22 protein-coding genes are annotated in these 24,708 nt (G+C 73.0%); 5 read left to right on the plus strand and 17 right to left on the minus strand.

What is annotated here, in order from left to right; all coding sequences use genetic code 11:
• Position 1: 1 nt before the first annotated feature.
• The 8 genes from HNR70_RS09200 to HNR70_RS09235 form a co-directional block, all read right to left on the minus strand.
• Complete coding sequence (locus tag HNR70_RS09200) at positions 2-1,657, minus strand: UDP-N-acetylmuramoyl-L-alanyl-D-glutamate--2,6-diaminopimelate ligase (RefSeq protein WP_184325386.1); 1,656 nt, start codon at positions 1,655-1,657, stop codon at positions 2-4.
• Positions 1,654-3,480 (minus strand): peptidoglycan D,D-transpeptidase FtsI family protein, encoded by a 1,827-nt coding sequence (locus tag HNR70_RS09205; protein WP_184325387.1) that lies wholly within the window; start codon positions 3,478-3,480, stop codon positions 1,654-1,656. Before HNR70_RS09205 ends, HNR70_RS09200 begins: the two co-directional genes overlap by 4 nt.
• 3 nt (positions 3,481-3,483) lie before the next feature.
• Positions 3,484-4,005 (minus strand): cell division protein FtsL, encoded by a 522-nt coding sequence (gene ftsL / locus HNR70_RS09210; RefSeq protein ID WP_184325388.1) that lies wholly within the window; start codon positions 4,003-4,005, stop codon positions 3,484-3,486.
• Positions 4,005-5,000 (minus strand): 16S rRNA (cytosine(1402)-N(4))-methyltransferase RsmH, encoded by a 996-nt coding sequence (gene rsmH / locus HNR70_RS09215; RefSeq protein ID WP_184325389.1) that lies wholly within the window; start codon positions 4,998-5,000, stop codon positions 4,005-4,007. Before rsmH ends, ftsL begins: the two co-directional genes overlap by 1 nt.
• 249 nt (positions 5,001-5,249) lie before the next feature.
• Entirely contained in the window at positions 5,250-5,681 is a 432-nt protein-coding gene (mraZ, locus tag HNR70_RS09220; RefSeq protein WP_184325390.1) for a division/cell wall cluster transcriptional repressor MraZ, read from the minus strand.
• Between the two features lie 536 nt (positions 5,682-6,217).
• Complete coding sequence (locus HNR70_RS09225; protein ID WP_184325391.1) at positions 6,218-6,622, minus strand: SCO2097 family morphological protein; 405 nt, start codon at positions 6,620-6,622, stop codon at positions 6,218-6,220.
• Between the two features lie 96 nt (positions 6,623-6,718).
• Positions 6,719-8,119: a DNA polymerase IV gene (gene dinB / locus HNR70_RS09230; RefSeq protein WP_246375192.1), complete on the minus strand. Its 1,401-nt coding sequence runs from the start codon at positions 8,117-8,119 to the stop codon at positions 6,719-6,721.
• 37 nt (positions 8,120-8,156) lie between these two features.
• A complete protein-coding gene (locus HNR70_RS09235; protein ID WP_184325392.1) occupies positions 8,157-8,651 on the minus strand; it encodes a hypothetical protein in 495 nt (164 codons plus the stop codon).
• Positions 8,652-8,846: 195 nt separating this feature from the next.
• Here HNR70_RS09235 and HNR70_RS09240 point away from each other — a divergent pair, with 195 nt between their 5' ends.
• On the plus strand, positions 8,847-9,689 hold the full coding sequence (locus tag HNR70_RS09240) for a spermidine synthase (RefSeq protein ID WP_184325393.1): 843 nt from the start codon (positions 8,847-8,849) through the stop codon (positions 9,687-9,689).
• 124 nt (positions 9,690-9,813) lie between these two features.
• Here HNR70_RS09240 and HNR70_RS09245 read toward each other — a convergent pair whose 3' ends face one another.
• Together HNR70_RS09245 and HNR70_RS09250 are read right to left on the minus strand one after the other, a co-directional pair.
• Positions 9,814-10,017, minus strand: a complete 204-nt coding sequence (locus HNR70_RS09245; protein ID WP_184325394.1) for a cold-shock protein — start codon at positions 10,015-10,017, stop codon at positions 9,814-9,816.
• Positions 10,018-10,294: 277 nt separating this feature from the next.
• Positions 10,295-11,296, minus strand: coding sequence for a PAC2 family protein (locus HNR70_RS09250; RefSeq protein WP_184325395.1), 1,002 nt, complete (start codon positions 11,294-11,296; stop codon positions 10,295-10,297).
• Positions 11,297-11,447: 151 nt separating this feature from the next.
• Here HNR70_RS09250 and HNR70_RS09255 point away from each other — a divergent pair, with 151 nt between their 5' ends.
• Complete coding sequence (locus HNR70_RS09255) at positions 11,448-13,730, plus strand: HelD family protein (protein WP_312857623.1); 2,283 nt, start codon at positions 11,448-11,450, stop codon at positions 13,728-13,730.
• Between the two features lie 252 nt (positions 13,731-13,982).
• Here HNR70_RS09255 and nrdR read toward each other — a convergent pair whose 3' ends face one another.
• Positions 13,983-14,477, minus strand: a complete 495-nt coding sequence (gene nrdR / locus HNR70_RS09260; protein ID WP_184325397.1) for a transcriptional regulator NrdR — start codon at positions 14,475-14,477, stop codon at positions 13,983-13,985.
• Positions 14,478-14,505: 28 nt separating this feature from the next.
• Complete coding sequence (locus HNR70_RS09265; protein ID WP_184325398.1) at positions 14,506-14,898, minus strand: LysM peptidoglycan-binding domain-containing protein; 393 nt, start codon at positions 14,896-14,898, stop codon at positions 14,506-14,508.
• Between the two features lie 193 nt (positions 14,899-15,091).
• Here HNR70_RS09265 and lexA point away from each other — a divergent pair, with 193 nt between their 5' ends.
• Entirely contained in the window at positions 15,092-15,790 is a 699-nt protein-coding gene (lexA, locus tag HNR70_RS09270; protein ID WP_184325399.1) for a transcriptional repressor LexA, read from the plus strand.
• A 93-nt stretch (positions 15,791-15,883) separates the two neighbouring features.
• On the opposite strand, the gene HNR70_RS09275 is transcribed toward lexA, so the two are convergent.
• Both HNR70_RS09275 and hflX read right to left on the minus strand, forming a co-directional pair.
• On the minus strand, positions 15,884-17,905 hold the full coding sequence (locus HNR70_RS09275) for an ATP-dependent DNA helicase (RefSeq protein ID WP_184325400.1): 2,022 nt from the start codon (positions 17,903-17,905) through the stop codon (positions 15,884-15,886).
• A gap of 35 nt (positions 17,906-17,940) precedes the next feature.
• On the minus strand, positions 17,941-19,557 hold the full coding sequence (gene hflX / locus HNR70_RS09280) for a GTPase HflX (protein ID WP_184325401.1): 1,617 nt from the start codon (positions 19,555-19,557) through the stop codon (positions 17,941-17,943).
• 143 nt (positions 19,558-19,700) lie between these two features.
• Between hflX and HNR70_RS09285 the strand changes: the two genes are divergently transcribed.
• A complete protein-coding gene (locus HNR70_RS09285) occupies positions 19,701-20,315 on the plus strand; it encodes a class I SAM-dependent methyltransferase (RefSeq protein WP_184325402.1) in 615 nt (204 codons plus the stop codon).
• Between the two features lie 66 nt (positions 20,316-20,381).
• Here HNR70_RS09285 and dapF read toward each other — a convergent pair whose 3' ends face one another.
• Both dapF and miaA read right to left on the minus strand, forming a co-directional pair.
• Positions 20,382-21,230 (minus strand): diaminopimelate epimerase, encoded by an 849-nt coding sequence (gene dapF / locus HNR70_RS09290; protein ID WP_184325403.1) that lies wholly within the window; start codon positions 21,228-21,230, stop codon positions 20,382-20,384.
• Between the two features lie 10 nt (positions 21,231-21,240).
• Positions 21,241-22,272 (minus strand): tRNA (adenosine(37)-N6)-dimethylallyltransferase MiaA, encoded by a 1,032-nt coding sequence (gene miaA, locus HNR70_RS09295; protein WP_184325404.1) that lies wholly within the window; start codon positions 22,270-22,272, stop codon positions 21,241-21,243.
• 165 nt (positions 22,273-22,437) lie between these two features.
• On the opposite strand from miaA, the gene HNR70_RS09300 reads away from it, so the two are divergent.
• The gene (locus tag HNR70_RS09300) at positions 22,438-22,932 is read left to right on the plus strand and encodes a YbjN domain-containing protein (RefSeq protein ID WP_184325405.1); all 495 of its coding nucleotides are present in this window, start codon (positions 22,438-22,440) and stop codon (positions 22,930-22,932) included.
• A 144-nt stretch (positions 22,933-23,076) separates the two neighbouring features.
• Here the strand turns inward: HNR70_RS09300 and miaB are convergent, their stop codons facing one another.
• Positions 23,077-24,618: a tRNA (N6-isopentenyl adenosine(37)-C2)-methylthiotransferase MiaB gene (gene miaB, locus HNR70_RS09305; protein ID WP_184325406.1), complete on the minus strand. Its 1,542-nt coding sequence runs from the start codon at positions 24,616-24,618 to the stop codon at positions 23,077-23,079.
• Between the last annotated feature and the right edge of the window lie 90 nt (positions 24,619-24,708).

Genomic DNA, 24,708 nt, shown 5'->3' on the forward strand with positions numbered 1-24,708 from the left:
CTCAGCGTCCTTCGTCCGTGTCGTCGGCGTCGACGCGCCCGTCCTCCGTCGCGGCCGCGGCCAGCGCGTCGCGCAGTCGGAGGCGGTCGTCGAACGGATGGACGATACCGCCGATCTGCTGGCCCGTCTCCGCTCCCTTGCCCGCCACCAGGATGGTGTCGGACACGTCGGCGAGGGACGCGGCGAGCTCGATCGCGGCACCGCGCCCGTCGACCTCGTAGACCTGCGCGTTCGTGTCGCCCGGGATGCCGGCGAGGACCTCGGCGCGGATGTCCGCGGGGTCCTCGGTGCGAGGGTTGTCGTCGGTGACGATCACCACGTCGGCCAGGCGTGCGGCGACGGCACCCATGTGGGGGCGCTTGGTGCGGTCGCGGTCGCCGCCGGCGCCCATGACGACCAGCACGCGGCGGGTGCCGGGGACGGCGCGCAGGGTGGTCAGGGCCTGCTCGAGCGCGTCCTCGGTGTGGGAGTAGTCCACGACCCCGCGCACGGGCGACTCGGCGACGAGCTCCATGCGGCCGGGGACGATGCCGGACTCGCCGAGGGCGCGGACGACCTCGGGGCCGCTGTGCCCGATCGCGGCGAGCATCAGCTCGGCGGCGAGGGTGTTGGCGACGTAGTGGCGTCCGGGCAGGGCGGCATGGAGGGTCCGCTCGCCGTCCGGGCCCTGGACGGTGACGTCGCTGCCGTAGCCGGAGGGGCGGATGTCGATCGCGCGGTGGTCGGCCTCGACGCCGGGGAGGGTGGCGTAGGTGGTCACCGGCACGGTCGCCTCGCGGGCGAGGCGGCGACCCCACTCGTCGTCGACGCAGATGACGCCGCGCCGGGAGTGCTCGGGGGTGAACAGCAGGCGCTTGGCCTCGTAGTACGCCTCCATGGTGCCGTGGAAGTCGAGGTGGTCCTGGGTGAGGTTCGTGAAGCAGGCGATGTCGAAGACGACCTCGTCGGCGCGGTGGAGGACCAGGGCGTGGCTGGAGACCTCCATGGAGGCCACGGCCACCTCGTCCTCGACCATGCGGGCGAGGATGCCGTGCAGCTCGGGCGCCTCGGGGGTGGTGCGCACGGTCGCGACGGCGTGGTCGGTGCCGCGGGGGTCGCGGTAGGCGGTGCCGCTGGTGCCGATCACCCCGGCGCTGACGCCGAGGGCCTGCAGGGTGCGGGTGATCGCGGTAGTGATCGAGGTCTTGCCGTTGGTGCCGGTGACGCCGACGGTCGCGAGGCGCTCCGCGGGCCGTCCCAGCACGAGCGCGGCGGCGGTCGCGGTCGCGGCGCGGGGATCCTCGACGACGAGGGCGGGCAGCCCCGCGGCCTCGCAGCGCTCGCGCCCGGCCTCGTCGGTCAGGGCGAGGACCGCACCGAAGGACGCGGCCTGGGCGGCGAACTGGGCGCCGTGCGCGGTCGCGCCCGGCAGGGCGGCCCACAGATCGCCCGGCTGGGCGGAGCGGGAGTCGAGGGTGACGCCGGTGAGGCGCACGTCGGCCGACGGGGACTCCGCGGTCGGCTGCGACTCCGCGGTCGGCTGGGAACCAGCGGCCGACGGGGCCGGCGTCGGCCGGGCCGCGCCGAGCGCGTCGGCGAGCTCTCCGACGCTCACGCCGAGCGGATGGCGCGGGCGCGCGGGCTCGGGGGTCGGGGCGTCGGTGGGTGCCGCGCTCACCACTCGTCCTCCAGATCGACGCCGGGCTTGCCGGTGGGGGCGATGCCCTGGTTCTGGAGGGTGAAGGTGGTCAGCTCCGCGAAGGCGGGGGCGGCGGAGCGGCCGCCGGAGATGAAGGTGTCCAGGCCGAACAGGAACACGCCGACCACGATCTCGGGATCGTCCGCGGGGGCGAAGCCGATGAAGGACGCGGTGTAGGTGCCGTCGGGCACCTGGGCGGTGCCGGACTTGCCGGCGACCGCGTAGCCGCTGACGCTCGCGACGTTCTCGCCGTCGTCGATGTTGTTGTCCATGAGCTGGCGCATGGTCTCGGCGGTCTCGCTGGAGACGACGCGCGTCCTCTCCGGCTCGCCGAGCGGCCGCACGGAGCCGTCCTCCTGGCGGATGCCCTTGACCAGGGAGGGCTGGACGCGCACCCCGTCGTTGGCGAAGGTGCCCACGGCGGAGACCATCTGCAGGGCGTTGACGCTGTAGCCCTGGCCGAAGGAGGTGGTGTACCGGGTGCGGCCGGTCCACTGGTCAGCGGGGTGGACGATGCCGGCGGACTCGCCGGGCAGCTCCACGCCGGTGCGCTCCCCCAGCCCGAAGGCCTTGAGGTAGTCGTGGCGGACCTGCGGGGTGAGGGTCTCGGAGATCTGCACGGTGCCGACGTTGGAGCTGTTCTTGAGGATGCCGGCCGTGGTCAGCTGCTGATCGGGGTGGTAGCGGGAGTCCTTGATCCGCTCCCCGTCGAAGTACATCTCGTAGGGGATCTCGTACTCGGACTCGGGCGTGGTGGTGCCCTCCTCGATCGCCGCGGCGAGGGTGAACAGCTTGCCGGTGGAGCCGGGCTCGAAGACGTTGGAGACCGAGCGGTTGCCGCGGTCCTCCTCGTCGGCGGCGCCGGGGTCGTTGGGGTCGTAGGTGGGGTACTCGGCCAGCGAGAGCACCTCGCCGGTGCGCGCGTTGTACACGACGGCGCTGCCGCCGGTGGCGCCCCACTTCTGGACGGTGCTCGCGACGATCTGCTGCGACTTCCACTGCAGGTCGCGGTCGATAGTGAGGACGACATCGCTGCCGTTCACTGCGGGGGTGGTGGTCTGCTTGCCGGTGGGGATGATCTGTCCCTGCGCGCCGCGCTCGTAGGTGGTCTCCCCGTCGGTGCCGCGCAGCTCGTCATCGAAGGACAGCTCCGTGCCGGCCAGGGCCGTGCCGTCGGAGCCGACGAAGCCGAGGATGTTGCCGCCCACGGAGCCGGCCGGGTAGATGCGGTCGGCGACCGCGTCCGCGCCGATCCCGGGGATGCCCAGGGCGATCACGGCGTCGCGGACGGCGGGCTCCACGTTCTTCTTGAGGTAGGAGAAGCCGGCGTCGCCGGTGAGGGCCTCCTTGGTCTTCGCCTCGGTCCAGCCGAGGACGGGGGCGAGCTCCTTCGCGGCGGCGTCGATGCCCTTGACCTCGGCGGTCTTGGAGTTCTGGCGGTACTCGTCGACCTGCAGCTGGTTGACCCAGAGGTCGTAGCGCTGGACGGAGCTGGCGAGCACGGTGCCGTTGCGGTCGGTGATCTCGCCGCGCAGCGCCGGGATCGTGCGGGTGACCGTGCGCTGGGCGACGGCCTCCTCGGCGCGGGCGCTGGCGTCCAGGCCCTGGACCCACACGAGCCTGCCGGACAGGGCGAGCACGGCGACCAGGATCAGGGTGATCAGCAGGCGATGGCGCGTGGCCGGCTCGCCCACCCGGCCCGCGGGGAGGCGGGAGGCGGGACCGCCGGAGGTGCGCGGACGACGAGCACCCCCCGCGGAGCGGGAGGTGCTGGACCGACCGTTCCTGCGCGGTGACGTCATACCTCAGGCCCCTTCGTTGCCCATGCCGTGGTAGGCCTCGGGCTGGTCGTAGATCTGCGCCGGCGGGACGGCCACCTCGGCCGGGACGCCCGCGAGCTCCGGCGCGGTCCCAGTCTGCTCCGCCGGGGCCGTCTCGCCGATGATCTCGCCCGTGTCGAGGTCGATGTATGCCGGATCCGACACCGGGACCATGCCGATCTCGCGGGCCTGGCGCTCGAGCTCCTGCGGGGTGCCCATGCGCTCGTTGGTCTCGGCGAGGCCCTGACCCTCCTCCTTCAGGCGCTGGGACTGCGCCTGCAGGCGGGTGATCTCGTAGCTGGTGCCCGACATCTGGATGTTGAGGAACAGCAGCGCGGCGAGGGTGGCGACCACGATGAAGGTGCACAGGAGCGTGAACGGCATCGTGCTGCCGCCGGCCTTCGGCGCCGAGACGACGGCGAGGCGGGGGCGGGTCGCGGTCGACGAACTCCGCGTTCCGCGGGTGGGGCGGATCGCGGGCGCGTGAACGGCGGACGTGCTGGCCATCAGTGTGCTCTCTCGGCGGATCGGGTACGGGTCAATGCTCGCAGGCGAACGGACGCGGCTCGGGGATTGCCACTCCGCTCTCTCTCATCGGCTTGGAGTGCGCCGCGCACGAGCGGGGTGAAGGAGGGCTTGTGCTCCTCGAGCTCGACCGGCAGGCCGGGCGGCGCGGTGGAGCGGGTCCGACGGGCGAAGGCGTTCTTCACCAGGCGGTCCTCCCCGGAGTGGTAGGACTCCACGACGATGCGGCCGCCGACGTGGAGGCTGTCCAGGGCGGCGTCGATCGCGGTGGTGAGGATCTCGAGCTCTTCGTTCACCGCGATGCGCAGCGCCTGGAAGGTGCGCTTGGCGGGGTGGCCGCCGCTCGCCTTGGAGGCGGCGGGGATCGCGCGCTCGAGGAGCGCCACGAGCTCGCTGCTGCGGGTCAGGGGTGCGCTCTCGCGCTGCTCGACGATGCGGCGCGCGATCCGCTTGGCGAAGCGCTCGTCGCCGAGGTCGTGGAGGATCCGGGCGATCTCGGCCTCGGGCAGCTCGGCCAGGAGGTCCGCGGCGGTGGGGCCGTCGGAGGACGGGTCCATGCGCATGTCCAGCGGCGCGTCCACCGAGTAGGAGAAGCCGCGCTCGGAGGTGTCGATCTGGAAGCTGGACAGGCCAAGGTCCATCATCACGCCGTGCGCGCCGGTCAGGCCCAGCTCCTCGAGGACCTCGGGGATCTCGTCGTAGGTGGCGTGGACCAGTGTGGCCCGCTCCCCCACGCCCTCGTGGTCCAGGCGCTCGCGGGCGAGCTCGAGGGCCTGCGGGTCGCGGTCGATGCCGACGAGGTGGGCGGCAGGGGCGGCGTGCAGCACGGCGGCGGCGTGGCCGCCCATGCCGAGGGTGGCGTCGACGTGGACCGCGCCGGGCTCCTGCAGCGCCGGGACGAGGAGCTCGACGGAGGTCTCGAGGAGGACGGGGACGTGCCGACGCTCGGCCGGCAGGTTCTCCTGCGTGCTGTCCATGTCACCCCTCCCCTCGGGTCCTGCTGTCGTGTCCTGCGGTGTTGCTGCGCTGCGTTCCAGCTGTCCTGCGGTGGTGCGTTGCTGCGGTGCTGCTGTGCTGCGGCGGTGGACCGTGATCCTGCCGGCTTCTGTCCTTCGTGCGGTGCCGTCCTGCCAGATTCCTCGTCGTTCCCGACCCGCCACCGGGGAAGTTGCGTCGGGGCGGGAACGACGAGAGGTCTCACAGGACGGATGTCCTCCGAGCCGGGCTCAGAACAGTCCGGGGATGACCTCCTCGGACGTCTCGGCGAAGCCCTCCTCCTTCTGCTCGAGGTAGGTCTCCCAGGCCGGGAGGGACCAGATCTCGAGGCGGTCCAGTGCGCCGATGACGGCGCATTCCCGGTCCAGGCCCGCGTAGGTGCGCAGGTGGCCCGGGATGGTGATGCGGCCCTGCTTGTCCGGGATGACGTCTTCCGCTCCGGACAGCAGCACGCGCAGGTAGTCGCGGGTGCGTCGATCGGTGGTGGGCGCCCGACGGGCCTCCTCGAGCTTCTGGCGGAACTCCACGAGCGGGTACACGGCGATGCAGTGCTCCTGCCCACGAGTCATGACCAGTCCCGAGGCGAGCTCGTCGCGGAACTTCGCCGGGAAGATCAGGCGGCCCTTCTCGTCGAGCTTGGGCGTGTAGGTGCCGAGGAACATCCACGCCCTCCTTCACCGACCGTCGCTCTCGATCCGGACTCCATCTCCTCCCAACACGCTCCACTTTACCCCACTACTCCCCACCGGAGGCTGAGAATGTGGCTCTTTTCCTGGGCGAGTCGCGGATCGATGCTGGTCAGCGAGGTGGAGGAAGGTGGGGGGAATCTCGTCGCGGATCCCGCTCGGCGCGTCGCCTCCCGGCGCATCGGGACCCTCGACATTCGCACCCCTCCCCCATCACCTGCCCATCACCGCAGGTCAGGGGATGTGGTGCGGGGCGGGGAGGGCAGTGGAGGGCGTGGTGGAGGGAAAGGGAGGACGCCGGTGGAGGGATGTGGGGGATGCTCCGCGGAGCGCGCGAGGAGCGCCCCGGGAGTGCTGCGGGGAGCAGTGCGGAGAGTGCTGGGGCGATCACCGTGAGGCCGCTGCCGGGGTCGCGCGGGCACGCCCCCGGGCATCCCCCGGGCACGACGAAGCCCCGGCTCGCAGGAGCCGGGGCTTCGGGGTGGTTCAGGGGGCGCGGTGGCGCGGGAGGGTCAGAGGCGGGGATCCTCGCCGGCGCGCTTCTCCCAGCGCTCCTCCATCTTGCGCATGAACGAGCCGCCGTCGCCGGTGGGCGGGACCGTGGGGCCGGAGCCGCCGCGGCCGGGACCGGAGGAGCCCTTGTCGGTGGCCGAGCCGCTCGGCCCGGTGATGGCGTAGACCGCACCGGCGACCATGCCGATGAAGGCGATCACGCCGAGCCAGATGGCGGGGAGGGCCACGGCGAGGATCAGGAGGGCGAGGCCGAGCACGACCGCACCGAGTCCGATGAGGATCCGCCGTCCGTTGCGGCGCGGAGGCGTCTTCGGCGCGAAGGCGCGCGCCAGGCGCGGATCGTCGGCGAAGAGCTGACGCTCCATCTCGTCGAGCATCTTCTGCTCGTGTTCAGACAGCGGCATGACCCCGCTCCTTGTCCCCGTCCTCTCGCGCCCGTGGCGCCGGTTCACCGGCCAGGAGCCAGAGGCCCCCGTCGGCGGTTCATCCAGTTTAGAGCGTCATCCTGAGATATGGGAACTGTCGCCGTGGGGCATCCCCCACCCTGCGGGGAACAGTCCGTCCGCGCCCGGCCCGCGGGGCCCGTCGGACGCCTCTGCGGAGGGGTCCGCGCGGGCGTCGGCAGGAGTGTCGACAGGGCCATCGACGGCGCGATCGACGGGCCCGTCGGCTGGTCCGTCGACGGCGGAGTCCCCGCGCGGTGCCGGGCGGCCCGGGGCGAGCGTCGACCCCCTCCCCAGGCTGCTGCTGCCGAAGCGGTCGCGGGCCCGGTCCATGGCGGCTTCGAGGTCCGACCATCCGGCCGACCTCGCGGTCAGCTCGGACTGCACGGCGATCCCGGCAGAGGGCTCGAGGTGGGTGGCTCGCACCCCGGCCAGGCGCACCCGGGGCATCGACGGCCGCTCCCGCTCCCACAGGGCGACCACGAGCTCGCGCAGCCGTTCGCCGCTGGCGGTGGGCTGGTCGAGGGTCGAGGAGCGGGTGATCGTGGTGCCGTCGGGAGCGCGCAGCTTGAGCACGACGGTGCGGCCGACGAAGCCGGCGCGGCGCAGCTGGCTCGCGACGTCGTCCGCCATGACGGTGATGCGTCGGCGCACTTCCTCGTGATCGGTGAGGTCCTCGTCCCAGGTCCGCTCGGTGCCCAGGGACCTGTCCTTGACCCGTCGGCCGAGGCCGGTGCGATCGCTGCCGTCGGCCAGCCGGGCGACCTCGCGAGCGCGCGGGCCGAGGGCGCGGGCGAGGGTGGCCGGCGGGATCTCGCGCAGCTGGCCGATGGTGCGCACGCCGAGCCGCTCGAGGGATGCCTGGGCCTTGGGGCCGATGCCGGAGATCGCGCCGACGGGCAGCGGGGCGAGGAACTCGGCGGTGCGCGCGGCGGGGACGATGAGCATCCCATCGGGCTTGGCGCGCGCGGAGGCGATCTTCGCGACCGCCCGGGAGACGGAGCCTCCGACGGAGCTGGGAAGACCCAGCTCCTCGCGGATGCGGCGGCGCAGGAGGTCCGCGATCTGCTCCGGCTCGCCGAACAGTCGCCGCGCCCCGCGCACGTCGAGGAACGCCTCGTCGACGCTGATCTGCTCGATGTCGGCGACGACGTCGCCGAGGATCCCCATCACCTGCCGGGAGACGGTGCGGTAGTGGTCGATGCGGGGAGGGACGATCACGAGATCCGGGGCGAGGCGGCGCGCGGAGGCCATCGGCATCGCCGAGCGGATGCCGCGGCTGCGGGCCGGGTAGCTGGCCGCGGCGACCACGCCGCGCGCCCCCGCGCCGCCGACCACGACCGGCAGGCCCCGCAGCGAAGGGTCGTCGCGCACCTCGATGGAGGCGAAGAAGGCGTCCATGTCGAGGTGGAGGATCCCGGGGATCTCCTCCGCCGTGCCGTCGTCGCGCGCGCCCATCGCCACCTCCCTCGCCGGGCACTGTACCCGGGAGGGATCAGGGGGCGGTGAGCTCGGCGAGGCGCGCGGGGAGGTCCGCCACGAGCGACGCGGCGACCTCGGCGAGGTGCGCGGCGGTGTCGGCGAGGTGCTGCGCGAGCAGGTCCGGGGCGGGCAGGGCACGCGGGTCCCGGTCCAGTCGCATCCGCTCGGCGACCATCGGGGCCATCTGCGCGGAGCGCTCCGCGGCCGCCCCGCCCAGGCGGTCCAGCGCGGTCCACACGTTCAGCGGGAGCGCCCGGCGACGCTCCCGGTTCGCCCGGGCGACCAGCACCCCGGCGCAGCGGAGCGCGGCGCGGTGGACGAGCTCGAAGGACTCGCGCGGGGCGGGGCCGGCGAGCTCGTGCGCCTGCTGGAGCAGCTGGCGCGCCCGCTCGAGATCGGCCTGGTCCTGATCGAGCCGGGCCAGCAGGAGGCGCTGGGCGCGCGCCTCGGACCGCAGCGCGGGTGCGGCCGTGCGGCGGGTGGTGGGACGGGCCGTCGTGTGGGTCATCGCTCTGCTCCTCCTGTGCGCTGCTGCCAGTGCTGTGCTGCCTGTGCTGTCGTGCCGAGGACGACGCTACGCAGGGGGTGTGACATCCGACGCTCGGGACGCCGCCCGGTGGAGGGCGCCGCCCTGGGGAGGAACGGTCGTGGAGGGCGGCGGCGCTCGCCCGCTGATCCCTCGGTGATCTCCTAGAGTGGGGCGATGCCCCGCCGCGATCGTGCGCCGCGTGCCGTGTTCGAGCACCTCGGCCCGCTGGACACCCTCATCCCCATCTCCACCGGTGCCGCCCGGCTCACCCGGGAGAACGACGGGTCGGTGCTGCTGGACGTCAACGGCGTCCCCTCCTCGCACCTGCACCCCGATCCCGAGCACCTGGTGTTCGAGTACATGCGCTGGATGCTGCTGGTGATCGACCGGCACCTGGAGGACTTCCCGGACGAGCGGGCCCCGCAGCTGGCGCATCTTGGCGGGGGTGGATGCTCACTCCCCCGCGCGGTCGCCGCCCGCCATCCCCGCTCCCGCCAGATCGTGGTCGAGGTCGATGCGCTGCTCGCTGAGCAGGTGCGCGAGTGGTTCGACCTGCCCCGCTCCCCGCAGCTTCGGCTGCGGATCGACGACGCGCTGACCGCGCTGCGCGACTGGCGCGAGGATCGCTTCGACGTGCTGGTGCGGGACGTGTTCTCGGGCTCCCTCACCCCGCCGGAGCTGACGAGCGTGCAGGCGGTGCGCCATGCGGCGCGGGTGCTGCGGGAGGACGGCCTCTACCTCGCCAACTGCGCGGCGCCGCCCGGGACCGGTCTGGTCGCCGACGAGGTCGCGACGCTCTCGGAGGTGTTCGCGCACGTCAGGATCATCGCCGAGCCCTCCCAGCTGGCCGGCAAGCGCCGGGGCAACTGCGTGCTGCTCGCCTCGCAGCGCCCGCTGCCCGACGGGGTGGACCGCGCGCTGCGCTCCGATGCGGTCTCGGTGCGGCTGGCGCCGACCGACCGGGTGCGCGCGCTCGCCCGGGCGGGGCAGGTCATCGACGTCGGCGGGACCGACTGACCGGTCGGCCGACGGGGCTGTGGGCCAGAGGGCCCGTCGGCCGACCTGTCCCCCACGACGAAGAACGGACCGGGAAGGAGCGCGATGCTCCTTCCCGGCCCGTGCACTCACGGGAGATCCGTGATCAGAGAGGGCGGACCTGCTCGGCCTGCGGCCCCTTGTCCCCCTGGCTGACCTCGAACTCCACTCGCTGACCCTCTTCGAGGGAGCGGTAGCCGTCCATGTCGATCTTGCTGTGGTGCACGAAGACGTCTGCGCCGCCTCCGTCGATCTCGATGAATCCGTAGCCCTTTTCGGCGTTGAACCACTTGACCGAGCCCTGTGCCATACCTGTCACCTTCTGTGTCGTCCATCATCGGCCGCACGACGCGACCGCGGTGCCGCGTGAAGCCGTCCCCCGCCAAGGCGGGTGGCGCATTGGTGCGAGCCGTACTGCTGTGCCGAGGCATCATCGACGGGCTGTCCTGCTGGACCTGCATCACCGCAACGCGGACATTCTGTCATGACCGTGGCCCGCTTCACACGGTGACGTCCGCCTGCTGGTCACGAAGCAGTAACGAACTCGCTCCCAAGACCCCGCGCAGCCCTGTCGCGCGGCGTGAGGGTCACTGTCCTCGCGGGGACTCGGGGTCCTCGGGACCCTCCTCCGCCTCGTCCTCGTCATCGCGGTCGGCGAGGAAGCGCTCGAAGTGCTCCCCGATCTCGTCGGCCGTGGGGAGGTCGAGCGTGGTGGCCAGGGGCGCGCGGTCCGCTCCCTCGCTCATCGCGTCGTACTGCTCCTCGAGCGCACTGACGATCTGGCGCACCTCGTTGTTCTGGGCGAGGGTGCCCTGCAGGGCGACGGTCGCCGCATCGGTGAGGTCGCCGAGGTGGACGAGGGGAAGCTCGAGATCCGCCGCCTCGCTGACCCGGCGCAGCAGCGCGAGCGCCCCGGCGGGGAAGTCGGTGCGGGTGAGGTAGTGCGGGATCTGCGCGGCATAGCCCATGGCGGGATGACCCGCGCGGCCGAGGGTGTGCTCGAGCAGGGCCCCGAAGGCCGCGGGGATGACCAGCTCCGCCATGCCCTCCTCCCCCTCGGACGGGTCCGTGCCCGGCGCCGGGGTGGGACGGGTGTGGGGCATGCCGAGCAGTGCAGGGTCGTTGGCATGCGCGAACAGGCCGATCGGGCGGGTGTGCGGAACCGCCATCGGGACCGCCTGCATGCCCACCACCCGCTCGACGTCGAAGTACTCGATGAGGTCGGTGAGCGCCTCGACGAGCCGCTTCCACTGCAGGTCCGGCTCCGGGCCGTCCAGGAGCAGGAAGGGCTGGTCCGCCTCGTCGTACACGAGCCAGAGCGTGAGCTCGGGGATGTCGACGTCGGTGTAGGAGGTGCCGTCGAAGGTCGCCTGCGGGCGTGAGCCGCGGTAGTCCAGCAGCTCGTCGGTGTCGAAGGAGACCAGGCGCAGGTGGCGCAGCTCGTCGCGCAGGTACCGCGCGGCGATGCGGCAGGCGTTGCCGGCATCGACCATCCCCGGCAGGGCGTGGACCAGGGTGAGACCGGAACGGGGCACGGCCTCGAGGACCTCGGTGGACTCGAAGCGGTAGAGATCGCGCGGATCGCGCATCGCGCTCCCCTTCCTCGCGGCCGTCGGACAGTCGGTGACCTGATGGCACGCGCACCCAGGCCCGTCCACCATAATGGACCACCGTGCTTCGCCGCCCTGGGTGCGCCCGGGGCGCGCGCGGCGTGTGGAGAGACATCGAGGGGGCAGGTCAGTGGACGAGTCCGAGCAGCAGACGGTCCGGACCGAGGCGCAGGTCGCACGGGAGATCGCTCGGGAGCAGGAGTACGCGGACCGGCTCTACGAGCGGGTCGACGAGCTCATCGCGCAGGTCGAGCGCAACCTCGACCAGATCCAAGGCTCGCAGCAGGCCTCGACCCACCAGAACCGCTCCGAGCGCGACGCCTTCATGGCGCTGTACGAGGACCGTCTCGCGCTGCTGCGCTCGGTCTCGCGCAGCGTGGTGTTCGGCCGGCTCGACATGGACGACGCCGCGCGCCACTACATCGGCCGCATCGGCCTGTTCACCCCGGAGCGGGAGCAGCTGCTGGTGGACTGGCGCGCCCCTGCCGCTTCCGCGTTCTATCGCGCCACCAGCACCGAGCGGCTCGGGGTGCGGCTGCGCCGGCACCTCATCAACCGCGGCCGCACCGTGGTGGGGCTCGAGGACGACGTGCTGGACCAGTCCATGCTCGAGGGCGGCGCCGAGGACGTGGTGCTGCAGGGCGAGGGCGCGCTGCTGGCGGCCGTCTCCGGCACCCGCACCGGCCGCATGGGCGACATCGTCGCCACCATCCAGGCCGAGCAGGACCGCATCATCCGCTCCGAGAACCGCGGCGTGCTCGTGGTGCAGGGCGGGCCGGGCACCGGCAAGACCGCCGTCGCGCTGCACCGCGCCGCCTACCTGCTGTACACCCACCGTCGCCGCCTGGAGCACACGGGCGTGCTGATCATGGCGCCCACCCCCGGCTTCCTGCGCTACATCGAGCGGGTGCTGCCCAGCCTCGGCGAGTCGGGCGTGGTGATGATGACCCCCGGCGAGATGTTCCCGGGCGTGACCACCTTCGCGCACGACGAGGACGACGTCGCGCGCGTCAAGGGCGACATCGCCATGGCGGACCTGCTCGCCAAGGCCGTCAAGCTGCGCCAGGTCGTCCCCGAGAAGGACGTGCGCCTGCGAATCGACGGCACCGACCTCGTGCTGACCCGGGACATGGTGCGCTCCGCCCGTCGCGAGGCGCGCGCCACCCACCGGCCCCACAACGCCGCCCGCACCGTGTTCGTCCGCGCGGCGATGGACCGCCTGGTCGACGCCTACGAGCGCGCGCTGAAGGCCGAGGGCCGCACCGTGGTCCCCGAGGACCGCCCCGACCTGCTCTCGGACCTGCGCCACGATCCCGAGGTGAGGCGGCAGCTGAACCTCGCCTGGCTCCCCTACACCCCGCAGGGCTTCCTGCGGATCCTGCTCTCCCGCCCGGACCGGCTGCGGGCCGCGGCACCGAGGGCCCTCGCCGACAGGGTGTCGCTGCTGGTGCGCCCGAAGGACGCCGAGTGGACCGTCGAGGACGTGCCGCTGCTGGACGAGATCGCCGAGCTGCTGGGCGAGGACTCCGCCCCGGCGGAGGCGAAGGCCAAGGACGACGCCGAGCGGCGCCGCGCCGACGTGGAGTACGCCCGCAAGGTCATCGAGAACATCGACACCTCCGGCATCGTCCGCGCCGAGGACCTCGCCGACCAGGTGAGCCGCATCCGCGACGGCCGCACCCTCGCCGAGCGCGCCTCCTCCGAGCGCTCCTGGACGTACGGCCACGTGGTGGTCGACGAGGCGCAGGAGCACTCCCCCATGAGCTGGCGCGCCCTGATGCGCCGCGCCCCCACGAAGTCCTTCACCGTGGTGGGCGACGTCGCCCAGACCTCCTCCGCCGGTGGCACCGACTCGTGGACCGCGGCGCTCTCCCCATACGTCCAGGACCGGCTCGAGGTCGAGCACCTCACCGTCAACTACCGCACCCCGGCACGGATCATGGACCGCGCGGTCGCGATGGCGCAGGCCCACTCCCTGCCCGTCACCGCGGTGAGCTCGGTGCGCGAAGGGGACGAGGACCCGCTGCTGGAGCGGACCGAGCCCGGTCAGCTCACGGCGCGCATCGCCGCGGCGGTCCGTGCCGTGCATGCGCGGATCCCCGGGCGCATCGCGGTGATCGCCGCGGCGGAGCGGCTCGAGGACCTCGCCGCCGCGCTGCGGGCCGACGGGGACCTGCCCCGGATCGGGACCGGGTCCGCGGGTGTGGACGACGAGATCGCGGTGATGACCGCGCAGGACGCCAAGGGCCTCGAGTTCGACACCGTGGTGATCGTCGAGCCGGCCGAGCTGATCGACGCCCATGGCGCGGGCGACCTCTACGTCGCCATGTCGCGCTCGACCCAGCACCTCGGGGTGGTCCATGCACGGGAGCTGCCGGCCGGCATGGCTCCGGAGGGTGCAGACGGCGCCTGAGCGCTGGGCTGCCGACCCCCGGACAGGCGATCCCCGGACCGCCGATCCTCTGACCAGCGATCCCCGGGTCGCCGCTCACCTGTCCCGGAACGAGGATCGGCGGCCGTGGCTTCCCCTCCACGACCGCCGATCAGACGCGCACCTCGTCGGTGCACGGAGGACATCTTAAGCACATCCGGGACCCGCTCCGCACCACGTCCGGGAATCCTGTGGACCCCGCCGCGCCGGGGGGCCGGGTGACAGGTGCGGCGCTCAGTCGGCGGCGCCGGCGGTCGCGGCCTGCACGTCCGCAGCGTCACCGATGCCCTCGGCGCGCAGCCGCGCGATGGCGGCCTCGAAGTCCTCGAGGGAGTCGAAGTCCTGGTAGACGCTCGCGAAGCGCAGGTACGCGACGAGGTCGAGCTCCTGGAGCGGCTGGAGGATCGCCAGACCGACCTGATGGGCGTCGATCTCGGCCTGACCGCTGGAGCGGATGTTCTCCTCGACCTTCTGCGCGAGCATCGCAAGCTGGTCGTCGCTGACGGGGCGGCCCTGGCAGGCCTTGCGCACGCCCGAGATGACCTTCGCGCGGCTGAAGGGCTCGCTCACGCCCGAGCGCTTGAGCACGGACAGGGAGGCGGTCTCCGAGGTGGAGAAGCGCCGGGAGCAGTTGGGGCACTGGCGTCGGCGCCGGATGGTCGCGCCGTCGTCGGACGTGCGCGAGTCGACGACGCGCGAATCGGGGTGGCGGCAGAACGGGCAGTGCATCCGCTCAGGGTACCGGCACCGCATGCGCTCAGCGGGCGGAGTTCCCCTCGGCAGGCAGCTCGATCTCGGTGCCGGCGGTGATCCGACCGGTGGGCAGGTGGTTGAGCGCGCGGACCTGCGCGACGTACTCCGAGTGGCTCACGCCCTCGGGGGCGTGCTCCTCGGCGTAGCCCCAGAGGGTGTCCCCGGGCTGGACGGTGACGACCGCGGGACGCTCCTCGGTGCCGGCGAGGGCGGCGGGGAGGTCCAGCACCAGCAGGGCGACGGCCGCGACGAGCAGGCCGAGCAGGAAGGCGACGACGGTCAGGAGGAGGCGACCGCGGCGGGTCGGCTCGAGTCGAACGTGCTCTCGAACCGCACGCGCGGGGCGCTGCTCGTCCTGCCGCGGGAAGGGAAGGACCGTGGCGGTATGGGTACGCATCTCCGAACTCCTGTTCGATCGAATTTCTGTGCGACTGTAGCCGTCGGGTCGTGCGACACGCAAGAGGAATCTCGAACACATGTTTGGCTTCCGTCCGGTGCCGCCCTAGTCTGGGGCCACGGACCTACTGAACCGCGAGGGTCCGACAGACGAAGCCAGGACCCCTCACGCCAGGACCTCAGGAGGCCGCACGATGACGACGAGCACCCCCAAGCCGACCCGGGCCCGCGGCGACGCGCCGGCCGATGCGCGCACCGAGGGGCTCACCCGCCGCCAGCGCCTGGTCCTGGAGACGATCAACGAGGCGGTCGCGGCGCGCGGATACCCGCCCACCATGCGGGAGATCGGTGATGCCGTGGGCCTGACCTCGTCCTCGTCGGTCGCCCACCAGCTGCAGACCCTCGAGCGCAAGGGCTTCCTGCGCCGCGATCCCAAGCGTCCGCGCGCCATGGAGGTCGTCATGCCGGATGCGGATGACGCCCCCGCCCCCGCCGCCCCGGAGTCGACCCTCACGCCGCACTCGGTGAACGTGCCTCTGGTGGGCCGGATCGCGGCCGGCATCCCCATCACGGCCGAGGAGCAGGTCGAGGACGTGTTCACCCTGCCCGAGCGGCTCGTCGGAGGCGGGGAGCTCTTCCTGCTGCAGGTGGTCGGCGACTCGATGATCGACGCCGCCATCTGCGACGGCGACTGGGTCGTGGTGCGCTCGCAGTCCACCGCGGAGAAGGGCGAGATCGTCGCCGCGATGATCGACGGCGAGGCGACGGTGAAGACCTTCGTCCAGCGCGACGACCACGTCTGGCTCATGCCCCACAACCCCGCCTTCGCCCCGATCCTCGGCGACCACGCCGAGATCCTCGGCAAGGTCGTGGCGGTGCTGCGCGCCGTCTGAGCGGTTCCAGCCCGCCGCGAGGCGGCGCAGTGCGCTCAGCTCGCCGCGAGGCGGGGCAGTGCGCTCAGCTCGCCGCGAGGCGGGGCAGCGCGCTCAGCTCGCCGCGAGGCGGCGTAGCGCGCCGAGGGCGACCTCGGGGTCGGAGGTCGGCCACAGCGGCGGCATCGACTCGCGCAGGAAGCTCCCGTACCGCGCGGTCGACAGTCGCGGGTCGAGCACCGCGACCATGCCGCGATCGGACTCGGTGCGGATAAGCCGCCCGGCACCCTGGGCGAGCAGCAGCGCGGCGTGCTGGGCCGAGACCGCCATGAACCCGTTGCCGCCGTGCGCACCGATGCGCTCCTGGCGCGCGGCGGTCAGAGGATCATCGGGACGGGGGAAGGGGATCCGGTCGATGGTGACCAGTCGCAGGGAGCGTCCGGCCACGTCCACGCCCTGCCACAGCGTGAGGGTCCCGAACAGGGAGGCGTCCTCGTGCTCGCGGAAGGTGCGCACCAGGTTCGCCATCGAGTCCTCGCCCTGCACGGCGATCGGCAGGTCCAGGCGGGCGCGCACGTGCTCCGCGGCGAGCTCCGCGCCGCGGCGCGAGGAGAACAGGCACAGCGCTCCCCCGCGCGAGGCCTCCACCAGGTCGGTGAGGTGGTCGAGCATCAGCGGGGAGGGCCCCTCGCGGCCCGGCTGAGGGAGGTGCCGGGCGGTGTAGAGGATGCCCTGGCGGCGATAGTCGAAGGGGCTGCCCACGTCGATCCCGGCCCACGCTCCGGAGTCCTCCGTGCGCGGCAGCGCGTCGGCGTCCATGCGCCCGGAGCGGGCGAGGCCCACCTCCCCCGCGGCGGGCTCGAAGCGGCCGCCGAGGGCGAGGGTGGCGGAGGTGAGCACGGCGGTGCGTTCCTCGAGGATGGCGCCGCGCATCGCGCCGGCGACGCTGAGCGGGGCGACCTGGAGGGAGACCCGCCCGGTGGCCTGGCCGCGGGAGACGGAGACGACGTCGTCCTCCCCCGGGTCGGTGAGGCGCTCGCAGACGTCGATGATCTCCTGCAGGTTCGCGCGGACGGTCTTGCGTGCCCCGGCGAGGGAGTCGTCGCCGGCGTCCTTCGCGTCGGAGTGGGCGGTGCGCGCCTCGACGCGCAGCTGCACGATCGCGTCGGCGAGCCGCTCCGGCAGGTCGCCGATGACACGGCCGTCGGGGGCGAGCTCGAGCGCCTCGCGCAGCTCCTCGGAGGCGTCCTCGAGCGCGGTGCCGGCGACCCCGAGCCCGCGCAGTTCGCGGACGGTGGCGCGCAGCAGGCCGGGGCTGAGCTGGTCGGTGACGGCGCTGGTGACGCGGGCGGTGAGGTCGTGGGCCTCGTCGAAGACGACCACGTCGTGGTCGGGGATGATGCCGTGCTTGTCGAAGGCGTCGATGGCGAGCAGGGCGTGGTTGGTGACCACGACGTCCACCTCGCGGGCGATCTCGCGGCTGCGCTCGGCGAAGCAGCTCTCCACCAGTGGGCAGGAGGTGCCGATGCACTGGTTGCCGGTGACGGAGACCTGGCGCCAGGCGCGGTCGGAGACGGCGTCCTCGAGGGAGTCGCGATCGCCGGAGTCGGTCTCGTCGGCCCATTCGCGCAGGCGCTTGACCTGCTCGCCGAGTCGCTCCCCTCCGCTGCGCGAGGGGTCGGTGGAGGCCTCCGCGAACAGGGCCCCGGGCTCGATGTCCACGGGATAGCCGCCGGCGATCTTGTGCTTGCACAGGTAGTTCGCGCGGCCCTTGAGCAGGGCGAAGGTGGGGGTGCGCGGCAGGTGCGGGGCGAGCGCCTCCACGAGCCGCGGCAGGTCCTTGCGCACGATCTGGGTCTGCAGCGCGATGGTGGCGGTGGAGACCACCACGGGCCGGCCGCTCGCCAGGGCGTGGCGCAGCGCGGGCACGAGGTACCCGAGCGACTTGCCGGTGCCGGTGCCGGCCTGGACCAGCAGGTGACGGCCGCCGGACATGGCGGTGTCCACGGCCTCGGCCATGGCCTGCTGGCCGGGGCGGGGCGAGCCGCCGACGGCGGCGACCGCGGCCTCCATCAGGGTGCCCAGCGGCACGTCCCCCGCCGCAGGGACGGCGGGGTGCTCGGGCGCTGCGGTCATCGGCTCAGCGTATCGGCCGCCCGGGCCCTCCCCGCTCAGGCCGCGCCGTGCAGCTCTGCGGCGAGCGCCTCATCCACGAGGGCGTGCACGCGCGTGCCCTCCATGAGGTGCTCCTCCTCCTCGAGCATCTCGCCGGTGGTGTGTACACGGGAGACGAGGTCCCCGCGGGAGTAGGGCACCACCACGTCCACCTCGACGGCGGGGCGCGGGAGGTGCTCGGCGATCAGCTCGCGCAGCTCCTCGATGCCCTCGCCGGTGCGGGCGGAGACGACGACGCTCTCCCCCACCTGGCTGCGCAGGCGGGCGATGGTCTCGGGTTCGGCGAGGTCGGCCTTGTTCAGCACCACGATCTCGGGCACGTCGAAGCCCTCGATCTCGCCGAGCACGGTGCGCACGGCGGTGATCTGCCCCTCCGGGTCCGGGTGGGAGGCATCCACGACGTGCAGCAGCAGGTCCGAGCCGCCGACCTCCTCCAGGGTGGAGCGGAAGGCCTCGACCAGCTGGGTGGGCAGGTGGCGCACGAAGCCGACGGTGTCGGCGAAGGTGAACTCGCGCCCGTCCGGGGTGGTGGCGCGGCGGACCGTCGGGTCCAGGGTCGCGAACAGGGCGTTCTCGACGAGCACGCCCGCGCCGGTGAGGCGGTTCAGCAGGGAGGACTTCCCGGCGTTGGTGTAGCCGGCGATCGCGACGGCCGGCACCTGGTGGCGGGTGCGGTCGGCGCGCTGGGCCTCGCGACCGGGAGCCATCTCCTTGATCTCCCGGCGGAGCTTGGCCATGCGGTCGCGGATGCGCCGACGGTCCAGCTCGATCTTGGTCTCACCGGGACCGCGCGAGCCCATGCCCGCGCCGCCGGCGGCGACGCGACCGCCGGCCTGACGGGACATCGACTCGCCCCAGCCGCGCAGACGCGGCAGGAGGTACTCGAGCTGGGCGAGCTCGACCTGCGCCTTGCCCTCGCGGGACTTGGCGTGCTGGGCGAAGATGTCCAGGATCAGGGCGGTCCGGTCGACGACCTTGACCTTGACGATGTCCTCGAGAGCGCGGCGCTGGCCGGGGGCGAGCTCGCCGTCGGCGATCACGGTGTCCGCACCGGTCTCGGCGACGATCTCGGCCAGCTCCGCAGCCTTGCCCTTGCCCAGGAACGTGGCAGGGTCGGGGTGGGCGCGGCGCTGGAGGATCCCGTCGAGCACCTCGGAACCCGCGGTCTCGGCGAGCGCAGCGAGCTCGCGCAGGCTGTTCTCGGCCTCGTCGGCGTTGCCGGAGGTGTACAGGCCCGCGAGGACCACGCGCTCCAGGCGCAGCTGGCGGTACTCGACCTCGGTGACGTCCTCGAGCTCGGTGGAGAGCCCGGCGACGCGGCGCAGCGCCTGGCGGTCGGCGAGGTCGTACTGCTCCCCGTCGGTCTCGGAGCCGTAGGTCACGGCGGAGACGGAGGCGTCGCCGCGGGCGAGGATCCGCTCGGTGAGGGGGTCGCGTCGGCGAGTGGCGGGAGTGCCGTCGGTCGCGGGGGTCCCGTCGGCCGACGGGGCCGGGCGGGTCGGGGCGCCGGTCGCGTCCGCGTCCGTCGGGAGTGCGTCGGCCCCGGCTCCTCCCGTGGTGGTCCCGTCGACGTCGAGGTCGGAATCGGGGTCGGGATGGAAGGCGATGGGCACGATCGGGGTTCTCCTTCGGTCGGAAACGGGTTCCCCAAGAATCCCACGTCCCCGCGCCCGGGTCGAGAGATTTTGCGCTGGGCGGAGCGCGGATCACGCCCAGGCGGGCCGGGACGCGGGCTGCGGCTCCGTATCCTGCTCGGGTGGACGAGCACTACTTCACCGCCTCCCCCTCCGCCGAGGACCGTCGCTTCCCGCTCCGGGTGCGCCTGGCCGATCGCGACCTGGACCTGGTCTCCTCGACCGCGGTGTTCAGCGGGCACGGGCTGGACAAGGCGACCGCCGTGCTGCTGGACCGCCTCGACGAGATCGCCGAGCCGCCCGCGGACGGCGTGATCCTGGACCTCGGCTGCGGGTGGGGGCCGATCGCGCTGACCGCGGCGCTGCTGCACCCGGACGCCGAGGTGTGGGCGGTGGACGTCAGCGAGCGGGCCCGGGAGCTCACGCGCGAGAATGCCCGCCGGGCGGGCGCGGAGAACCTCCGCGTCATCGCGCCCGACGAGGTGCCCGCGGACCTGGCTCTCGATGCGCTCTGGTCCAATCCCCCGATCCGCATCGGGAAGCCGGCGCTGCATGCGCTGCTTCTGGAGTGGACGGCGCGGCTGCGGCCGACGGGCACGGCCGCGCTCGTGGTCGGCAAGAACCTCGGCGCCGATCCGCTGGCGCGCTGGCTCGGCGAGCAGCTGCCGGCGCGTCCGGTGCGCAAGGCCGCGAGTGCGAAGGGCTTCCGGATCCTCGAGATCGGACCCGGGGACTGAGACCCGAGAACTGAGAGCCGAGAACTGAGAACTGAGAGCCGGCCTCCGGCGCTGGACCGTCGCGGCTCAGACCAGGGTGGTCCCGTCGGCGACGAGCTGGGCGGGGCCGGTGAGGGTGACCTCGCCGTCGTCGGTCCAGCCCACCTGGAGGCGGCCGCCGGGGACGTCCACGGTCCAGGGGGTGCAGGACTCGTCCCCGGCGCGCAGGGCGGAGGCGACGGCGACGGCCGCGACGCCGGTGCCGCAGGAGCGGGTCTCGCCCACGCCGCGCTCGTGGACGCGCATGGCGACGTGGTGGTCGCCGCGCAGGGTGACCAGCTCGATGTTCGCGCCGTCCGCGGGTTCGGGGTCGAGCGCCGGGCGGCGGGTGAGGTCGAGGTCCTCGAGCACCACGTCGTCGGGCAGGAACGCGACGGCGTGGGGGTTGCCCATGTCGACGTCGGTCGCCTCGAGCCGGTGCCCGGCGATCTCGACGGTCCGCGCACCGGGTGTGCTGCGGGAGGCGCCCATGCCCACGCGGACGCTCCACGGGGCGCCGTCGCTCGCGGCGTCCTCGAGGATGTCGACGGTGCGGACGCCGGCGCGGGTGAGGATCTCGAAGCGGTCGGAGTCCACGTGCCCGGCGCGGCGCAGGTGCGCGGCCAGGACCCGCACGCCGTTGCCGCACATCTCGGCGATGGAGCCGTCGGCGTTGCGGTAATCCATGAACCACTCGGGCGCGTCCGCGGGGGCGTCGATACCGGCGTCCTTGGAGCGGACGGCGCGGATCACGCCGTCGCCGCCGATCCCGGCGCGACGGTCGGCCAGGGCGGCGACGGTGGCGGCGTCGAGGCCGAGGGCGCCATCGGGGTCGTCCAGCACCACGAAGTCGTTCTCGGTCCCGTGGCCCTTGGTGAAGGCGATGCTGCGGCTCATGGACAGGAGCCTACGGCGCGGGCGTCCCCGGCGCGGTGACGCCGGTCTCCCCCGGCGCGGCCCGTCCCTCGCGGGCATGCTCCTGGCGGGCAGTGTCCACGAGGGAGAGGGCGCGGGGCAGCAGGTCGTGCCTCAGGGAGGTGTTCGTGTCGGCGTCGAGCCAGTGCACGCGGGCGTCGCGGCGGAACCAGGTGTCCTGTTTGCGCACCAGGCGCCGGGTGCCCACGATCGTCTCCTCGATCGCGGCCTCGCAGGTGAGGGTCCCGTCGAGAACGGCGAGGCCCTGCTGGTAGCCGATCGCGCGCCGGGCGGTGAGGCCGCGGTCCAGGCCCCGCTCGCGCAGGGCGCGGATCTCGTCGAGGAGCCCGGCCTCGACCATGCGGTGCACGCGCAGCGCGATCCGCTCGTGCAGCTCGGCACGGTCGCGGCGCAGGCCGATCTGCACGGTGCTCGGGTCCGCGTGGACGGGGCGGGGCAGGAAGGCGGTGAAGGGGCGGCCGGTCAGCTCCCCCACCTCGAGCGCGCGCACGATCCGTCGCGCGTCGCCCGGGCCGATCATGGCGGCAGCCTCGGGATCGCGGCCGGCGAGCTCCCGGTGCAGCGCCGCCGGGCCGATCTCGGCGACGCGCTGCTCGAGGCGGGCGCGGACGGCGGGGTCCGTCGGCGGGAACTCGATCTCGTCCAGCGCCGCCCGGACATACAGCCCCGAGCCGCCGACGAGGATCGGGGTGCGGCCGCGGGACCGGATCGCGGCGATCGCCGCACGGGCGTCGGCCTGATAGGCGGAGACGCTCGCCTCCTCGGTGACCTCCAGCACGTCCAGGAGATGGTGCGGCACGCCGCGGCGCTCCTCGGCGGTGACCTTCGCGGTGCCGATGTCCATGCCGCGGTAGAACTGCAGGGCGTCGGCGTTGATCACCTCGCCGTCGAGGTGCTCGGCGAGGGCGATCGCGAGATCGGACTTCCCGGTGGCGGTCGCGCCGACCAGGGCGATCAGCGGCCGCGGGGCGTCCTGCGACTCCGGGGCGGCGGGCGGGTGCATGGCCGCACTGTAGCGACAGCGGCCCCGCCGCACGCCACGCCGCGGGGCCGGGGTCATGGGGATCACGGGTGCTCCTGGCCCCTTTCTCATGCGGAGGGAGTAGGGTGTCCGGCGATCCACGAGACCGGATCACCAGTTCCCTACGACGAGCGCCCGAGGTTGGAAGTGACTGCACCGAACGAGTCCCCTGCGAGGACGGAAGGGGCCGAGGCGAATGCCGATCTGGCTCCGCTGTCCCTGTCGAGGGTCGAGGCGAGCCTCACCCGCCATGGATATGTGTTCGTCGAGGACGGTGAGCACGCGGAGGTGGTCCGTGCTCGCTTCGACGACTACCGCTTCCAGTTCATGATCTCCGGCGAGGGGCACGGCGTGCTCCAGACCCGCGGTCGCTGGAGCCACTCCGTGGACATCTCCCGCAAGGTCGAGATGATCAAGCTGTGCAACGAGTGGAACATGAACCGCATCTGGCCGAAGGTCTACGTGCGCCGCGAGTCGGAGGGTCTGCTCGGCGTGTACGGCGAGCTGGCCGCGGACTTCCACGCCGGCGCCTCGGACACCCAGATCGACAGCGCGATCAAGTGCGGCCTGTCCTCCGTGATCGCCTTCTTCCACAGCCTCGAGGAGCGTCTCGGCGCGGAGCTCGACGAGCTCGACAGCTGAACCGCTCCCCCGTCGGCCGCGAGGCATCTACCGCGAGGCATCCGCTGAGAGGCACGAGCCGAAGTACGTCGGCCGACGGGCATGACAGGAGGGCCGGCACCCCGCGGGGTGCCGGCCCTCCTGTCATGGGCCGGCGATGCGCGCTCAGGCGCGGCGCAGGCTCGGGAGGCCGAGCGTGACGGGACCCGCCGGGGCCCCGCCGCCATGGCCGGTGCCGCAGGAGCTGCCGGCGTCCAGGCCCTGCACCCCCGCCTTCCAGGCATCGCCGGAGCGGGTGCGGCGCACGGAGAACGCACCGCCGTCCAGGGCGCTGTCGGCGAGGAGGTAGTGCGGGGCGGCGCGGGTGACGGTGGTGGTGACCAGGTCGCCGGGGCGCGGACGGTCCTTCTCGGGCAGGTCCGCGGGCAGGGCGAAGTGGACCAGGCGGTGGTCGCGGGCGCGCCCGGAGAGGCGGTGGGTCTCGCGGTCGCGGTCCCCCTCGCCCTCGGCGACGAGGATCTCGACCTGGGTGCCCTCGAGCTTCCGGTTCTCCTCGTGGGTGATGCGGTCCTGCAGGGCGACCAGGCGCTCGAACCGCTCCTGGACGACCTCCTTGGGGATCTGGTCCTCCATGGTCGCCGCGGGGGTGCCGGGGCGGATGGAGTACTGGAAGGTGAAGGCGCTGGAGAAGCGCGAGGCCTCGACGACCTCGAGGGTGCGCTGGAAGTCGTCCTCGGTCTCGCCAGGGAAGCCGACGATGATGTCGGTGGTGATGGCGGCCTCGGGGATCCGGTCGCGGACCCGGTCGAGGATGCCGAGGAACTTCTTGGAGCGGTAGGAGCGCTTCATGCGGCGCAGCACGTCGTCGGAGCCGGACTGCAGGGGCATGTGCAGCTGGGGCATGACGTTGGGGGTCTCGGCCATCGCGTCGATGACGTCGTCGGTGAACATCGCCGGGTGCGGGGAGGTGAAGCGCACCCGCTCGAGTCCGTCGACGTCGCCGCAGGCACGCAGCAGCTTCGCGAAGGCGCCGCGGTCGCCGAACTCGACGCCGTAGGAGTTCACGTTCTGGCCCAGCAGCGTCACCTCGATGGCGCCGGCATCCACGACGTCGCGGACCTCGGCGAGGATGTCGCCGGGGCGGCGGTCCTTCTCCTTGCCGCGCAGGGACGGGACGATGCAGAAGGTGCAGGTGTTGTTGCAGCCCACGGAGATCGACACCCAGGCGGCGTAGGAGGACTCGCGCCTCGTGGGCAGGGTGGAGGGGAACACCTCGAGGGACTCGAGGATCTCCACCTGCGCCTCGGCGTTGTGGCGGGCGCGGTCCAGCAGCACCGGCAGGGAGCCGATGTTGTGGGTGCCGAAGACGACGTCGACCCAGGGGGCGCGGTCCACGATCGCGGCGCGGTCCTTCTGGGCCAGGCATCCGCCGACGGCGATCTGCATGCCCGGGTTCGCGTCCTTGCCGGGGCGGAGCCCACCGAGGGTGCCGTAGAGCTTGTTGTCCGCGTTCTCCCGCACCGCGCAGGTGTTGAACACGACCACGTCGACCTCGCCGCGTCGGGCGTCGGCGCCGTCGGGCGCGGCGGTGTACCCGGCCTCCTCGAGCATGCCGGTCAGGCGCTCGGAGTCGTGGACGTTCATCTGGCAGCCGAAGGTGCGCACCTGGTAGGTGCCGCGCGTGGGGGCGGGAGCGGTGAGAGACATAGCCTCCCCAGAATACGGCGCAGGGCCGCGCGGGGCCCTGTCAGGGCCGACGGGGACGGGGGTGATCCCGCCCCCATCGGGGCGTCCGCC

The organism is Brachybacterium aquaticum, assembly GCF_014204755.1.
GTDB classification, from domain to species: domain Bacteria; phylum Actinomycetota; class Actinomycetes; order Actinomycetales; family Dermabacteraceae; genus Brachybacterium; species Brachybacterium aquaticum.

Coding starts and splice junctions, on each gene's coding strand:
- HNR70_RS09205 (WP_184325387.1), bottom strand. CDS start 3,480: ATGACGTCACCGCGCAGGAACGGTCGGTCCAGCACCTCCCGCTCCGCG.
- ftsL (WP_184325388.1), bottom strand. CDS start 4,005: ATGGCCAGCACGTCCGCCGTTCACGCGCCCGCGATCCGCCCCACCCGC.
- rsmH (WP_184325389.1), bottom strand. CDS start 5,000: ATGGACAGCACGCAGGAGAACCTGCCGGCCGAGCGTCGGCACGTCCCC.
- mraZ (WP_184325390.1), bottom strand. CDS start 5,681: ATGTTCCTCGGCACCTACACGCCCAAGCTCGACGAGAAGGGCCGCCTG.
- HNR70_RS09225 (WP_184325391.1), bottom strand. CDS start 6,622: ATGCCGCTGTCTGAACACGAGCAGAAGATGCTCGACGAGATGGAGCGT.
- dinB (WP_246375192.1), bottom strand. CDS start 8,119: ATGGGCGCGCGCGACGACGGCACGGCGGAGGAGATCCCCGGGATCCTC.
- HNR70_RS09235 (WP_184325392.1), bottom strand. CDS start 8,651: ATGACCCACACGACGGCCCGTCCCACCACCCGCCGCACGGCCGCACCC.
- HNR70_RS09240 (WP_184325393.1), top strand. CDS start 8,847: ATGCCCCGCCGCGATCGTGCGCCGCGTGCCGTGTTCGAGCACCTCGGC.
- HNR70_RS09245 (WP_184325394.1), bottom strand. CDS start 10,017: ATGGCACAGGGCTCGGTCAAGTGGTTCAACGCCGAAAAGGGCTACGGA.
- HNR70_RS09250 (WP_184325395.1), bottom strand. CDS start 11,296: ATGCGCGATCCGCGCGATCTCTACCGCTTCGAGTCCACCGAGGTCCTC.
- nrdR (WP_184325397.1), bottom strand. CDS start 14,477: ATGCACTGCCCGTTCTGCCGCCACCCCGATTCGCGCGTCGTCGACTCG.
- HNR70_RS09265 (WP_184325398.1), bottom strand. CDS start 14,898: ATGCGTACCCATACCGCCACGGTCCTTCCCTTCCCGCGGCAGGACGAG.
- lexA (WP_184325399.1), top strand. CDS start 15,092: ATGACGACGAGCACCCCCAAGCCGACCCGGGCCCGCGGCGACGCGCCG.
- HNR70_RS09275 (WP_184325400.1), bottom strand. CDS start 17,905: ATGACCGCAGCGCCCGAGCACCCCGCCGTCCCTGCGGCGGGGGACGTG.
- dapF (WP_184325403.1), bottom strand. CDS start 21,230: ATGAGCCGCAGCATCGCCTTCACCAAGGGCCACGGGACCGAGAACGAC.
- miaA (WP_184325404.1), bottom strand. CDS start 22,272: ATGCACCCGCCCGCCGCCCCGGAGTCGCAGGACGCCCCGCGGCCGCTG.
- miaB (WP_184325406.1), bottom strand. CDS start 24,618: ATGTCTCTCACCGCTCCCGCCCCCACGCGCGGCACCTACCAGGTGCGC.